Genomic DNA, 14,771 nt, shown 5'->3' with positions numbered 1-14,771 from the left:
CAATGAGTGAAATCAAGACTATCGGTGTCGCCGGATGCGGCACCATGGGAGCGGGCATTGCAATCGTCGCCGCGCGCGCTGGCTTTCGAACAGTCGTATTCGATACGCGTCAGGAGGCGCTTGACAATGCACTGAAGCAGACCGATGGCTTCTTTGCGAAGTCGGTTCAACGAGGAAAGATGACCGAGGAGAAAAAGGCGACAGCGCTTGCGAACCTGGTTGTGACAACGACGCTCGAGAACATGGCTGAGTGCGACCTGATCATTGATGCTGTCTACGAGGACCTGAAGGTAAAGCACGATTTGTTCGGAAAGCTCAACAAGATCTGTCCACCGCATACCATCTTTGCGTCGAATACCTCGACCTTGTCGATCACGGAGATCGCCGCTGGTTCCGGCCGTGACGACCGCTTTGTCGGTATGCACTTCTGCCTGCCGGCGCAACTGATGAAGCTCGTGGAGATGTCACCCGGGCTCAACACGGCTGAAGAGACCTTTGCAAAGGCATGGGCCGCTTGCGAGGCCATGGGGCAGCGTCCGGTGAAGACCAAAGATAACCCCGGCTTCATCCTGAACTACTTCCTCATCCCCTACAACAACGATGCCATCCGTCTCGTGGAGGCCGGCGTCGCCTCGCCCGCCGACATCGATCGTGCGATCAAGGAAGGGCTGGGCTATCCGATGGGCCCCCTGGAATTGCTTGACCTGATCGGGCTCGACACTCAGCTGCTGCTGTGTGAGGCGATGTATGGAATCACCAACGAGCCGCGAGCAGCATGTCCGCCACTGGTCAAGAGGATGATCGCCGCAGGCCACCTCGGCCGGAAGTCGGGACGCGGGTTCTATACCTATGAAGGCAACGCGATGTTCGGGAGCTAAAACATGACTTATTCCATTATTGATACCGGCAACAGCCGCTCGTTCCCCTCCAGGCATCCGCTGATGGACGGCCAATCCAAGGACGGAAATGTTGTCCTGCTCATCGGTGAGAACGCTGGCGACCAGCTGGACAGAATTGTTGATGTCGACGCAAAGACAGCCGTGCTGATTGAACTCGGCACTGAATGCCTTGGTGTTCATACCGGAGAAAGCCGCGCCAAGGAAGGTTCAAATGTGCTCGGTTTTGCGCGTTTTCGATTAGGAGATGGTGAACCTTCCAACCTCATTGAGCTGGTACGGCAGCCGAATACGCTCGAGTCGGCACTCAATGCGGCAAAGGAAGTTCTTGAAGCCGCTGGCTTTAAAGTTGCAGTCTGTTATGACTTTTCCGGCCGTATCATTGACCGTCTGGTTCGGCCCTATTACAACGCCGCGCTGCGCCGCCTTGACGAGGGACTCGCCACCGCTGATGACATGGACCTGACACTCAAGTTGGGTCTTGGCTATCCGGAAGGGCCGATCGCTCTGCTCGAGCGCACAGGGCTTGCTCACCATTTTGATGTGACACAGGCTCTGTTTGAATCCTACGGTGAGTCGCCGTATGCGCCCGCACGGCGGGCCCGTGTTGCGAAAGTCCGTTCGAAGAAGAAAGCAGGCTGACATGATGCGACCACTCGAAGGCGTGCGTGTACTTGACTTCAGCACGCTTTTGCCCGGCCCGATGGCGACGCTGATCCTTGCCGAGGCAGGAGCGGAAGTAATCAAGATCGAACGCCCCGGAAAAGGGGATGAAATGCGGAGCTACACGCCAAAGTTCGGCGAGGACAGCGTGAACTTTGCATTGCTTAATCGCGGCAAACGCAGCGTCGCAGTCGACCTCAAGGATGCCGATGCTGTCAACATGCTGCGCCCACTCATTGAAAGCGCGGACATCGTCGTCGAGCAGTTTCGACCCGGGGTGATGGATCGACTCGGCCTGGGCTACGAGGCGCTGTCGAAAATTAATCCACGCATCATTTATTGCGCAATCACCGGTTATGGGCAAACAGGCCCCAAAGCGAACGTCGCAGCACACGACTTGAACTATGTCGCGGAGGCGGGCATGCTGGGTTTATCGGCAGGCAGCGACGGTGCGCCGGTGCTGCCGCCTGCGCTGATTGCGGATATCGCCGGCGGAACTTACCCGGCGGTGGTCAACATGCTGCTCGCGCTACGCCAGCGTGATCGCACAAACAAGGGCTGTAAACTCGACATTGCGATGGCCGATAATCTGTTTACCTTCCTTTATTGGGCGATGGGCAACGGACAAGTAGAAGGAAAATGGCCAGTACCGGGTGGTGAGCTGGTCACCGGCGGCTCGCCACGGTATCAGATCTACCGCACCAGCGATGAGAAATTCGTCGCGGCTGGCCCGCTTGAGGAAAAATTCTGGGTGAACTTTCTTGAGGCGATCGGTGCCCCGCGTGAACTGCAGGACGACACCAGGGATCCGGCTGGCGTACGCGCCGCGGTTGCCGCCCTCATTGCCGCTAAACCTGCTGACCATTGGCGCGCGTGCTTCGCCGGCAAGGATGTCTGCAGCGTGATTGTAGCCACCATGCAGGAAGCGATGCAGGATGAGCACTTCCACTCACGCGGCCTGTTTGCCAAGGAACTGGAAAGCGGCGGAGAACGCATTAGCGCACTGCCGGTGCCGGTTTCAAGTGCGTTCCGCGACGACGCCGTAAGCGGCAGCTATCCCAAGCTGGGTGAAGGCAATCAAGATTTCGGTTTTTCATAAATCATCTCCATGAATCGCGGGCTGCTTTAACGCCTGCTTGATACAAACGAACAACTATGCGTGCAATCCTAATCCGTGAACACGGTGAACCGTCGTCCCTCGTTATTGAAGACGTTTCCACCCCTGTTGTCGGCGATGACGAGGTCTTAATTGATGTTCAAGCCATCGGCGTCAACTATCCCGATCTGCTCGTCATCGGGGGCCAATATCAGATTTTGCCCCCACGTCCATTCAGCCCTGGCAAAGATGCGGCAGGGGTGGTCGCAGCCGTAGGCAAGTACGTTACCTCCTGCAAGCCCGGGGACCGGGTCGTAGCGCAGGTTGAGTACGGAGCCTACGCCGAACAGCTTGTCGCCCGCGGCGTAAATTGTTTTGTGCTGCCGGAATCGATGCCTTACACAGAAGCAGCCGCGATGGGATTGGTTTATCAGACCGCCTATTTCGCGCTGGTCGAGCGCGGTCAATTCCGCAGTGGTGAAACAGTGATGGTCACTGGCGCCGGCGGTGGTGTTGGTCTCGCGGCAGTGCAGATTGCGAAGGCCCTGGGAGCGACTGTGCTGGCTGGCGTCCGGAAGGAAAACCATGCACAGCTGGCGCGGGAGAGCGGTGCAGACTACATTATCAACCTCGGCGTGGACAACTTGCACGAAGAAATCCGCCGCCAGGTGCATGCCGTGACAAATGGTCGCGGCGCCGATGTGGTGCTTGATCCGCTTGGCGGCGATGTGTTCGACGGCAGCCTGCGTGCGATGGCGTGGCGTGGACGGATGGTCGTGATCGGGTTTGCGGCGGGCCGTATTCCTACTATCAAGGCAAATTACCTGCTGGTGAAGAATATCGCCGTATCCGGGATCCAGTGGAGCGATTACCGGGAGCGCGATCCCGCGTGGGTGCGGCGCGTTCAAGATGAACTCTTCCAGCTGTACACCGAAGGTAAGATCAAGGCACACGTCATGCAAGCTTTCCCGATGGAGCAATTTGCCGAGGCGCTTTCCCTGGTCAAGAAGGGGGAAGTCAATGGGAAGGTAGTGTTGACGACGAACAGCGGTAAGCCCCAAGGAAAATGATATGCAAAGCGCTTTAACGACATCCTCTCTTGTTGCCGTCGTCGGCGCCGGCGCGATGGGGGCGGGAATTGCCCAGATCGCCGCGGCGGCCGGACATCCGGTGAAACTGTACGACACCCACCCTGAAGCAGTGGACAAAGCGCTTGCCGGCATTCGCAAGACATTTGGCATGCTTGCCGAGAAGGGACGAATGACGCAGGATGAGGCCGATGCGGCCAGCCAGCGGTTGCAGAAAGCCAATGCGCTTGAACAGCTCGCCGATGCCAGGCTGGTAGTCGAAGCCATTGTTGAGAACCTGGACGTCAAGCGCCAGCTTTTTGGCGAATTGGAGAAGGTAGTCGCCAATGACTGCATCCTCGCCACCAATACCTCATCGATTTCCGTGACCGCTTTGGCTGCCAAGCTTGCCTTGCCCGGACGTCTTGTGGGCATGCATTTTTTCAATCCGGTACCGCTCATGGCATTGGTCGAGGTCATCAGTGGCCTTGCGACGAATGTGGAGGTTGCCGGATGCATTTTCGCCACGGCCGCCGCATGGGGAAAGTCGCCGGTACATGCGGCATCAACTCCCGGTTTTATTGTCAATCGCGTCGCACGCCCGTACTATGGCGAGGCGCTGCGTCTAATCAACGAGAAGGCTGCCACGCCGGCGACAATCGACGCGATCATGCGCGAAGCAGGGGGATTCCGGATGGGGCCATTTGAGCTCATGGACTTGATTGGACACGACGTGAATTTTGCCGTGACACAGTCGGTCTTCACTGCTTACTACAATGATCCTCGCTTCACGCCTTCACTTGTGCAACAGGAACTGGTAAATGCCGGTTTCCTCGGACGTAAAAGCGGACGTGGCTTCTATCGCTATGATGACGGGAGCAAGCCCGTTCCGGAAACCATTGCCGATGTTCCCAAAACCGATCGCGTTACCGTAGTCGGGCAAAGCCACGCGATCGACGGCATTGCTGGCCGTGCCATGTCGGCCGGTGCGTCCGTCCAGCGCGTTGACGGCAGTAGCGGGGCGGATGCGTTTATCCAGTGCGGTGACGCCGTGCTCTGCCTGAGCGATGGCAGAACCGCAACGCAGCGCGCTGCAGAGGAGGGCATCGCCAATCTTGTGCTCGTCGACCTGGCTCTCGACTATACCAATGCAAGCAGGTTGGCAGTTACAGCGGCTGCGCAGTGCGACGATCACGCGTTCCGCATGGCAGTAGGTTTCTTGCAGATGGCAGGTTACGCAGTGTCCCGGATTGTGGATGTTCCCGGGATGGCTGTGATGCGCACAGTCGCCATGCTGGCAAACGAGGCTGCGGATGCAGTCAACCAGGGGGTATGTGATGCTGCTGGCGCAGACATTGCGATGCGAAAGGGCGTGAACTATCCGCAGGGGCCTCTGGCATGGGCTGACGGAATTGGTCTTGGTTACGTCCGGCGCGTACTGAACAACCTGGCGCGCACGTACGGCGAGGATCGGTACCGCGTTTCCCCGTTGATTCAGCAACTGGTGTGGAGCAATACTATAACGTGACAAATGAGATCGATGGATTTTTTTGACTGGCAAGGCGCAGGAGGAGTCAATAGCGAGCTATTGACGACGAGTGCAACGCCGGCAGGCAGAAAAAGACGCGATCTCATGGTGCGTTATGGGTTGGGATTGGTATAAGATCCATCATGAAATCTGCGTTCATTTGCAACGCGGTGCGTACTCCCTTTCGGCCCGGCTGACCTGTCGGCTGCGATCCGCCTCAAGCCGCTGGCAGCGGAAAAAGGCAGCGCAGCGCGCGGTTGGGCCGTCGGCGCAGGTTTGGCGTGCGTTAGCCACGCGCAAGTACCGCCGCAACGCCTTCTTTTTCATCAGGACAAGTGTAGGAAGCAGCGTGCTCGCGGTACCATGTCGCAAACTTGCCGCCAGCTACCGGCTTGCACACATGATATCCCTGTGCCTGATGACATCCATGTCGGCGTAAATACTCCATCGTCGAGTCGCACTCAATACCTTCGGCAACGATTTCGAGGTCGAGCGTGCGGCCCATCGCAATAATGGCCTCGATAATTGCCCGGCTCGCTGTGTCATTCTGGAGCCGATGCACAAAAGATTTGTCGACCTTGATTTTATCTAGCGGCAAGCGACTTAAATAGTTCAGGCTCGAATATCCAGTTCCAAAATCATCGAGCGAAATTTTAATGCCTTTACTACGCAGCCGGTTTAACATGACGATGGCATGGTCGATGTCTTCCATTACTGCCGTTTCGGTTAGTTCAATCTGGACCCCGTTTGTGGCAATGCAATGATCATGAATCGTCGATTCCAGATACGTTGCAAAGTCCTTTCTCCGAAACTGCATGGGTGACACGTTGACTGCAATCGGAATTGCTGGCAAGCCTTCCTTTATCCATGCGGCGTGTTGATGGCACGCCCGTGAAAAAACCCATTCGCCCAGGCGTCCGATCAAGCCAGTGATCTCGGCTACCTGAATAAAGCGGTCAGGGCCCATGCCGTTGGCGGGCCACCGAAGCAGGGCCTCCACGCTCACCACCTGACCGGTTTCCATATCGACCAATGGTTGGTAATACAGGGTGAACTCATCATGCCGGAGGGCATGTTTAATTCCCTCCTCAATGAGGGACTGCATATAGACGCGCTCCGCCAGGGAAGACGTGTAAAGCTGGATGGTGTTACGCCCCATCTGCTTTGCAATGTACATTGCAGCGTCCGCATGGCCGATCAGCATGTCAACGTCAACACCATTGCGGGGGTAGACGCTGACTCCGATGGAACAGGACAAAGAGACTTCCACTGAGCCGACATGGTATGGACGACTGATTGCCTCCATCAGATGCCGTGCCACTTTTTCTCCGGCAGTCGCTTCACGTTGATGAGGGACGAGGGCGAGAAATTCGTCTCCTCCCAATCGGAACACGATGTCCTGTCCCCGCATATTCCGTTTTAACCGGCTGGCGACCTGACGCAGTACCATATCGCCGACCTCATGGCCGTGGACGTCGTTAATCGGCTTAAAACGGTCGAGATCAATAAACAATACCGACACTTCTTGCTGGGCGCGGTTTGCAGTTGCGAAGGTATGGCGGGCATGCTCGTAGAGAAGGGCACGGTTCGGCAATCCTGTCAGAGGATCATGCAAGGCCGCCTGCCGGATCTTTTCTTCAGCCTGTCGCCGTTCGCTATAGTCGTGGCAGATGACCATGATTTCTCGTACCGTTTGACCTCCTTCGGTAATGGGTACGCAGGTGACTCTGAGGTTGCGAAGCCCGGCTTCCGTAGGAAAGTCAAAATTACTGGTTTGCAGTGTGGCTGACGTGAGCGTCGCGGCTAGCAAGGGTTGCCATAAACCCAGAATGGACTTTGTCGGGGCATCCTCGATATGTTGGCCGATTAATTCATTGGCACTCTTGCCGATATTGTAGGCAGCCGTCAGGTTGACATACTGTATACGCTGGCCAGCATCGTAAATCACGATCATGTCAGGGATATGGTCGAACGCCAGTCGCAACCGTTGCTCGCTCACCCGTAACGCAGTCTCTGCCGTCATGCGCTTGGTGATATCCTTGAAGGTCAATACTGCGAGCGGGCCTGGTAGCTGCGCATCGTCTACCAAGGTTCCAGAAACGCTCGCGATCCATGCCCTTCCGGAGTTACGGCGGCTCACAATCATTTCCGCGTTGGAAATTGTTTCGCCTCGTAAGAGTTTCGATACGGGCCAGTCTTCTATCGGGATCCCCTGCCGGTCCAGCGTAGTGGCTTCAAACATATCCGTAAGCGCGTTGGACACCGAACGGATTTCGGCTTGAGTTTTGTACTCGAACAATCGCATTGCAGCCGGGTTGGCTTCCAGAAGCTTGCCTGTATTTGAATAGACAAGAACGCCTTCATCGAGACTATCGAGCACGGCCTTCAGGCGTGCGCGGATTTTTTCCCTGTGGCGTTGCGCTCGCACACGTGCGTCGATATTCTTGACGATAACGATGAAGTAGCTCGGTAAACCATTGGCGTCGCGTACCAGAGAAACACTAAGGTGCGCCCACACCGGATCACCACTTTTCGTGACATAGCGCTTTTGCACCGCGTATGACGTGTGCTTGTCATTGATCACTTCAGTGAGCCGTTGCAGATCGAGCACAAGATCCCCAGGATAGGTCAGTTCCTCAAAGGTCTTTGTTTGCAGTTCTTCCTTGCTATAGCCGAGCATCTCGCACAGGCAAGGATTCACACGAAACCATCTTCCGTCCAACGTGATATGGGCTATGCCGATAGCGGCAAGATCGAACGTCGTTCGATAGATCTGCGTGACTTCGTCGAGGTTGGCCTTTGTGCGGACCAGGGCCATCTCCGCTGATGCCAGGGAAGTGGACTTCTCTTCAAGTGTCTTTTTCAGCTGTGCAATACACTGCTGCATCTCATGGACACTGGTGCTTATCATGAGCGCCTCTTGTATGAATAAGGGACTGAAGAGCAATGCGATAAGCAGAAAGGATGATGCATGCACTTATAATTTTGATGAGCGCATTACTCATTTCATCCGTTTGCAGCATCAGTCATTTGTACCAATATCCGCACCGTCCATCCAGAAAAAGCGAAGCCCGATTTTTTTCAAATATCGATATGGCGAACCATCTCCTGGCCACGATGATGCACTAGGCTTCTACTGGTATAAAAGGAAAAGGCCGCAATGCGGCCCTTGTTTGCCTTCGGCGTAGCACTTACTTGCGAGCGCGCGCCTCAGTCCCGGTTACCTGTTCAGCCGCCTTGGTGACCTGGTCAGCGGAGGCTGCAACGTTGGCCTGAACGACTTCGGCTGCCTGGCGTGTTGCTCTGTTGAACTGATCGTAACCTGCGTTGGCATTGGCAATCGCGGCCTTCATGACTGCCACGACGTTTTCGGAGCCGGCTGGTGCATTTTTAGCCGCGCCATCAACGGCTTCGGTGAAATGACGGGACGTTTCCTTCACCTGCTCCTGAATGGCTGCGGAAAGGGCAGTTTGCGCACCCGATGCGATATCGGCGAGATGGCGGTTGTACGCGGTGACCTTCGTCAGTGTTGGCTGCTGCAGTGCAGTGAGCAACTGCAGTGCTTCTTGCGGTTCCTTCACCGTAAGGAACTGAGTTGTGACGGTCTTTGATTCTTCCAGCGATGCCTTGCAAGCAGTAAGGTTGAGTTCGGCAAGTTTGCTCACACTGTCGATGGCAGTTTCGGCTAAGGTATTGAAGAACGCCAATTGCTTTTCAGCGCTAGCCTTGAACGTGCCTAGGAATTGCTCATTGGCCGGACCCATATTCTGGAATGTCTGGAATGTGTTGGCGAACTGCGTACTCGCAGGCTGCAAGGTTTTGAAGAAAGTAGCGAATTGGTCGTTCATGGGAAACATCGATTTATTCCTTAAGGCGAGGATCAGAAAAATGACTGAATTAAACTGGAGTTGTGCAGTGCAAGATGCGCAGTATAGAGGGATGGTAGAGACTTTCAACGTTTTTATTGTGCAATGCAATAAGGAAACATTTTGGATTGCTGCGTGTTAATTTCACCGCTTGATAAAGACTGCCGAAAGTAGATGGGATCTGCATTGTCCGCAACGGATAATTCTTACCCTCGGGGTCGGCCCTACACGGAGCATACGACTTGAAAATTAATCGCCGAGGTTTGGAACCATTGTAAGAATATGTATCAAAACTGGTACGCGACCTGGGCTCTAACCCGTTATTCTTCAGAGCAGCCAGGAGTCATGCAGCTCTATTCTCGTATGGAGAGTATCTGGGTCGCGGTCTGCCTTAAGAAGGCATTGTTTTTATTCTTGATTAGTGAACGCTACTTGGCGGTAGATCGGTCCGGACCCGTAAGAGGGTACGCGGGCCGCTTTGTGCTGGATCGTTGTACTTGGAACGAAAGCGGATGTGCTATTGCAGCAGCGTTAGAGGCGATCGGGTAGGCGCCTTGCAGTAGTCAGTGGCACAACACTTGTGCAATCGACCTGCATGTTTGAATGAGGGAGCGAAGTGTTGAAGATAAAGCCCTGGTCACGCACTTCGGACCAGGACTTGCCGGAAAGTCTAATTACATCGGAACGATGTTAGACGCCTGCGCACCTTTTGGGCCACTCGTGACTTCAAACGATACTTTTTGACCTTCTTTTAAGGACTTAAAGCCCGAAGAATTGATGGCCGAGAAGTGAGCAAACAAATCCTCGCCACCTTGGTCTGGCGTAATGAAGCCAAAGCCTTTTGCATCGTTAAACCATTTTACTGTACCTGTTGCCATAATTGCATTTCTTCCTAGTTACTGTTTGAAATGCTCCTGCACTGTGCCACTCGTTTCTCGTGTGCATAGGAGCTGATATATCGAGCTAATCGTAGCTTGTTTCGCCTCGATGGAACGGAGTTTAACTTAAGTGGGCAAAGAGACAAGCGAATCTTTGCTTCACCGTTACTTGGTCAATCTATATCTATTGCACCGTAATCACAAATGTTTTTATCAATGTCTCAGGAAGCACCCATAGCGATGGGCCTTGCCCGTCTGCAAATCAGAGCAGGAAGAGCAGGGCTGCAACAACAGTTGGCAGAATCGCCCCAGCCAGCAGCCCGCCGATTCCAATTGCTCCATCGTTAAAGCCATCCCTTAACAAAGCCACGCCTGCAGGATTAGGTGCATTGGCAATCACGGTGAGTCCACCACCAGCCACGGCTCCTGCGACCAACATGTACTTTGCCTGATCGGTCATTCCTTCTATTAGTGACCCCAAATAGGTCAGTGCAGCGTTGTCGGTGATTGCCGTCAGACCGAGTGCGCCAAAGAATAACGCAGTCGGCTCAAGGCTCGAGACAATCGGCTGAAGCCACCACTGCTGCATGCCCCCGAGCACGACGAGACCGGCTAAAAAGAATCCTACGAGCAGGCCCTCCTTGAGAATCAAGGGGTTTTGGTATTCGCCATAAGCATGCGTGAAGCCCAAAAAGAACAAGAAGAAACCCAGGAAAACCACCGGATGATGGGCGAAGACGACGACAGATGCCAGGAAAACAAGGTGAATCCCGCTCACCCAGGCCGGAACGCTGACCCTGTTTTTCTCGTTGTCAGTGGGGACGTGGTCGGACAGTTGCGAGCGAAGCAGGAAGGTGACTACTGTCGCGTTGATGAAGACGGCGGCGACCGCTTTCCAGCCAAAGTTTGATGCCATGAACGCACTGTCCCAACCCCAGGTGGAAGCTACCATTAGCACTGGCGGTGCGGCGAAAGATGTCAGTGTCCCACCGATGGAAATGTTCACGAAGAGCACACCCAATGCGCCGTACTTGAGCCATTCGGGAATGCCAGGCCTAAATACCAATGGCGCCAACATTAAGGCAGCGAGCGTCATTGCAGCGGGTTCAGTAATTAGCGAACCGATGAGGGGCACCAGGGCAAGACAGAGCCAAACCTGAGCGACAGCTGTTCTGACCGGAGACAGCTTTGCAATCGCCGCAACCAGCGACTTCACAGCTTCCAGAACTGGCCGCGAGGCTGCGATGACCATGATGACGAAGACGAATAAGGGCTCCGTATAGTGGCGCGACTCGACGTAGTCGATTGCCTCCTTACCTCCCATGAGCATCGCCATTATCACGATAAGGACAAAGGCCCATAGTCCGAATACGATTTCAATTTCACCAAGTAGATGAAACAAGCCTGCATGCTTCGTGCTCCTGTCGGCAATCCGCTCAAAAGACTTTGCCGCGAAAGTGTGAACAAGGGCAATTGCGAAGATGACCGCTGCGATAACGTTTATGTTTTCCATTTTTTTAGCAAGGGATATATGCTCGGACCGACTTCAGTCCCTCGTAACCGGTATCCCGGTACGATGAACTTTGCGAAAGGGAAGAAGTTTTCCAACTTTCCGCAAGCGAATGTGGGACACAGCCGAAGAGATATGCGCTGGAGAGGCTAGCGCCACGAGGTTGGATGGACGTGGATGCGGTCATAGGTCATAGGTCGTAGAAAAGCCGCGAGGCGGCCCGACCGTCGCACAACCTGCCACACGTAATTGTGTGAGCACCCTTAAAAAGTATATCACGCCGGTGTTGGCAAAGCCCCAAGGCAAATGACTCGGATCTATACGTTCTCGATCTTCGGAGCCGGGCGCAAAGCCGGATGCCTGATGCTGCAAGGGGTGATTATTGCCGTAGCCGCCGTGGCCGTGTGCGCAGTGTAAATCCGAGAACAATCTCGAATTTGGAAGAATATTTCGTCAATATACCGGCGCGCTGATCTTTGTTCTGTGTGCGGTGCTTGAAGAACCTATTTCCTGGCTATCGTTCGCACTGAGCATATGCAAATTGGAATTACTTCGTTCGCAATTCGCGACGGAATCATTATCCTCGTGGCCATACGTAATAAAGTAGTCATACGCTACACCTTCCATGATTCATATTGAAGCACTCCACAAGACGTATTCCTCCGGCGGCCGCACCGTTAGCGCTCTGGCCAATGTGAACCTGCATATCCCCAAGGGTAAAATTTTCGGCATCATTGGACGTTCCGGCGCCGGAAAAAGTACATTGCTGCGCACCTTCAACCTGCTCGAAAGACCGACACAAGGCAAGATCTACATTGATGGACGGGACATCACGCAGCTGGATAAGGCAGAACTTAATCGAGTGCGCCAAAGCATAGGGATGGTATTCCAGAGCTTCAACCTGTTATCGTCGAAGACGGTCCTGGACAACATCGGCTTTCCCCTCAAGCTTGCCGGCGGTTATAGCCAGGCACAGCGTGCAGAACGTGTCGATGAATTGCTCGAACTCGTTGGCCTTCAAGCGCACAAGCACAAGTATCCAGCGCAGCTTTCCGGCGGACAGAAGCAGCGTGTAGGCATTGCGCGCGCAATTGCACATGCACCCAAGCTTCTGCTTTGCGATGAAGCGACGTCCGCACTCGATCCTGAAACCACACAGTCTATTCTTGGACTGCTTGAGGAAATCAATGTCAGGCTCGGGCTGACTATTGTGCTCATTACTCATGAAATGCACGTCATCCGCAGTATCTGTGACCACGTCGCAGTGATTGATTCAGGCGGGATAGTAGAAACCGGCGAAGTGAAAGAAGTTTTTCTGCATCCGCGGCATGCGGTCACGAAAAGCCTGGTGGCCGAAAATACCTACGATGACCTTGCGTTGGATGGTCAGCGTGCGATGACTGGCAATGGCCGTCGCCTGCGCCTTACCTATGTCGGCGATGCGGCTTACCAGCCGCTCCTCAGTGTCGTGGCCGCGCAGACTAGTGCCACCATCACTATTCTGCAAGGTGCGGTGTCGCGGATCAAGAAAACACCCTTTGGGCAGATGCTCGTGGAAATCGGTGGAGAAGCAGAGGAATTCGCCAAGGTGCAAGAGTTGTTTCAGCGCCTGGATATTCGCTGCGAGGTATTGAATTGAAGCTGCTGAATTGATGAACCATATGGACTTTTCCAACATTGACTGGGTTGATATCGCCCAAGCCACCCTTGATACGCTGACCATGACCGGCTTCTCGCTGGTATTCACGGTCCTGCTTGGCCTGCCGCTGGGCGTGCTGCTATTCCTGACCGGGCGTGGCCAGCTACTCGAGCAGCCGGGCGTGTACACGGCCTTATCGCTCGTCGTGAACGTGCTGCGTTCCCTACCTTTCATTATCCTTCTGATCGTCATGATCCCTGTGACGTTGGTGCTGGCTGGAACCTCGCTCGGTGTGGAGGGCACTATCCCCCCGCTGGTCGTCGGCACCACGCCTTTTTTCGCACGATTGGTGGAGAACGTATTACGCGAAGTTGACCGCGGCGTGATCGAGGCTTGCCAGGCGATGGGCGCAAAGACTCACCAAATCGTGTTGCAAGCCCTGCTACCGGAAGCCTTGCCCGGACTGATGGCAGCAATCACTGTCACTACGATTGCCCTGGTGTCGTATGCCGCAATGTCCGGCGTAGTCGGTGGCGGCGGTCTTGGCGACCTGGCGCTGCGCTACGGGTATCAACGTTTCCAGACCGACGTGATGATTGTCACCGTGTCGATCCTTGTCGTCCTGGTGCAACTGCTGCAGGCAGGCGGCGACCGCTTAGTGCGCAAGTTCACCCGAAAATAAATCGTTCCCCAACAACATTCAAAGAACAGGAGTTCCCATGCGTTTCAAATTTGCATTTCTGCTTGCAGCATCGTTCGTTCTGGCTCAGCCATCTGCCTATGCTGCCGACAAGCTGACCATTGCTGCCACGCCGGTTCCACACGCCGAGATCCTGGAGTTCATCAAGCCACAGTTGGCCAGGCAAGGTGTCGACTTGCAGGTCAAGGTCTTTACCGACTACGTGCAACCGGCGGTGCAAGTTAACGAAAAACGCCTTGACGGCAATTTCTTCCTGCACCAGCCCTATCTGAATGAATTCAAGAAGGGGCACAAGAATGACATCGAAGTGCCTGTCGCCAAGGTGCATGTCGAGCCTTTCGCTGGCTACTCGGTGAAGCACAAGACACTGAAGGACCTGCCGGCAGGCGCCACCGTCGCCATTCCAAACGACCCATCCAACTCTGGTCGGGCGCTGCTGCTGCTGGAACGTCATGGCTTGATCACGCTGAAGGACCCGGGCAACATCTCTGCGACTAAAAAGGACATCGTTGCCAACCCTAAGAACTTGAAGTTCCGTGAACTTGAAGCGGCGACCCTGCCGCGTGTACTGAACCAGGTAGATTTGGCGCTTATTAATACCAACTATGCGTTGGAGGCCAAACTCAACCCGGTCAAGGATTCACTCTTCATCGAGAATGGCGATTCTCCTTACGCCAACCTATTGGTGGCTCGTGAAGATAACAAGAACAGCGAGGCAATCAAGAAGTTGGCGTCCGCACTGAACTCGCCGGAAGTGAAGAAGTTTATTGAAGAAAAATACAAGGGCGCCGTGGTTCCGGCTTTTTGATCTGCTGACCAATTAAGTGTTGATACGAAGCCAGCGGCACTTCATTCCGCCAAAGGCTTCGTATAAAACTCAGCTATTCGCTCATGGCAAAGCCATCTTGCCATTGAGATGTTGCATGTT

12 protein-coding genes are annotated in these 14,771 nt (G+C 54.6%); 8 read left to right on the top strand and 4 right to left on the bottom strand.

The window, feature by feature from the left end; translation table 11 throughout:
* Positions 1–2: 2 nt before the first annotated feature.
* Genes ASE07_RS24020 through paaH form a run of 5 tightly spaced genes read left to right on the top strand, consistent with a single transcriptional unit; the run spans position 3 to position 5,250 of the window.
* On the top strand, positions 3–878 hold the full coding sequence (locus ASE07_RS24020) for a 3-hydroxyacyl-CoA dehydrogenase family protein (protein WP_057293337.1): 876 nt from the start codon (positions 3–5) through the stop codon (positions 876–878).
* A 3-nt stretch (positions 879–881) separates the two neighbouring features.
* Positions 882–1,538, top strand: coding sequence for a 3-hydroxyacyl-CoA dehydrogenase family protein (locus ASE07_RS24015; RefSeq protein ID WP_057293336.1), 657 nt, complete (start codon positions 882–884; stop codon positions 1,536–1,538).
* 1 nt (position 1,539) lies between these two features.
* On the top strand, positions 1,540–2,658 hold the full coding sequence (locus tag ASE07_RS24010) for a CaiB/BaiF CoA transferase family protein (protein ID WP_057293335.1): 1,119 nt from the start codon (positions 1,540–1,542) through the stop codon (positions 2,656–2,658).
* Positions 2,659–2,714: 56 nt separating this feature from the next.
* Positions 2,715–3,725, top strand: coding sequence for an NADPH:quinone oxidoreductase family protein (locus ASE07_RS24005; protein WP_057293334.1), 1,011 nt, complete (start codon positions 2,715–2,717; stop codon positions 3,723–3,725).
* A gap of 1 nt (position 3,726) precedes the next feature.
* Positions 3,727–5,250 carry a 3-hydroxyacyl-CoA dehydrogenase PaaH gene (paaH, locus tag ASE07_RS24000; RefSeq protein WP_057293333.1) on the top strand — a complete coding sequence of 508 codons (1,524 nt, stop codon included), beginning with the start codon at positions 3,727–3,729 and terminating at the stop codon, positions 5,248–5,250.
* Positions 5,251–5,536: 286 nt separating this feature from the next.
* Here the strand turns inward: paaH and ASE07_RS23995 are convergent, their stop codons facing one another.
* The 4 genes from ASE07_RS23995 to ASE07_RS23975 all read right to left on the bottom strand — a co-directional run bounded on the left by ASE07_RS23995 (position 5,537) and on the right by ASE07_RS23975 (position 11,507).
* Positions 5,537–8,161, bottom strand: a complete 2,625-nt coding sequence (locus ASE07_RS23995) for a sensor domain-containing protein (RefSeq protein ID WP_156396955.1) — start codon at positions 8,159–8,161, stop codon at positions 5,537–5,539.
* Positions 8,162–8,441: 280 nt separating this feature from the next.
* A complete protein-coding gene (gene phaP, locus ASE07_RS23990; protein WP_235548591.1) occupies positions 8,442–9,098 on the bottom strand; it encodes a TIGR01841 family phasin in 657 nt (218 codons plus the stop codon).
* 692 nt (positions 9,099–9,790) lie between these two features.
* Entirely contained in the window at positions 9,791–9,994 is a 204-nt protein-coding gene (locus tag ASE07_RS23980; RefSeq protein WP_057293330.1) for a cold-shock protein, read from the bottom strand.
* Positions 9,995–10,256: 262 nt separating this feature from the next.
* On the bottom strand, positions 10,257–11,507 hold the full coding sequence (locus ASE07_RS23975; protein ID WP_057293329.1) for a putative Na+/H+ antiporter: 1,251 nt from the start codon (positions 11,505–11,507) through the stop codon (positions 10,257–10,259).
* A gap of 622 nt (positions 11,508–12,129) precedes the next feature.
* Here ASE07_RS23975 and ASE07_RS23970 point away from each other — a divergent pair.
* Genes ASE07_RS23970 through ASE07_RS23960 form a run of 3 tightly spaced genes read left to right on the top strand, consistent with a single transcriptional unit; the run spans position 12,130 to position 14,651 of the window.
* Complete coding sequence (locus ASE07_RS23970; protein WP_057293328.1) at positions 12,130–13,143, top strand: methionine ABC transporter ATP-binding protein; 1,014 nt, start codon at positions 12,130–12,132, stop codon at positions 13,141–13,143.
* 22 nt (positions 13,144–13,165) lie between these two features.
* Positions 13,166–13,825: a methionine ABC transporter permease gene (locus ASE07_RS23965; protein ID WP_057293450.1), complete on the top strand. Its 660-nt coding sequence runs from the start codon at positions 13,166–13,168 to the stop codon at positions 13,823–13,825.
* A 37-nt stretch (positions 13,826–13,862) separates the two neighbouring features.
* Entirely contained in the window at positions 13,863–14,651 is a 789-nt protein-coding gene (locus ASE07_RS23960) for a MetQ/NlpA family ABC transporter substrate-binding protein (protein ID WP_057293327.1), read from the top strand.
* Positions 14,652–14,771 lie beyond the last annotated feature (120 nt).

Origin of the sequence: Noviherbaspirillum sp. Root189, assembly GCF_001428545.1 — a bacterium.
Lineage (GTDB): Bacteria > Pseudomonadota > Gammaproteobacteria > Burkholderiales > Burkholderiaceae_D > Noviherbaspirillum.
This window is presented reverse-complemented; position numbering and strand designations above follow the sequence as displayed.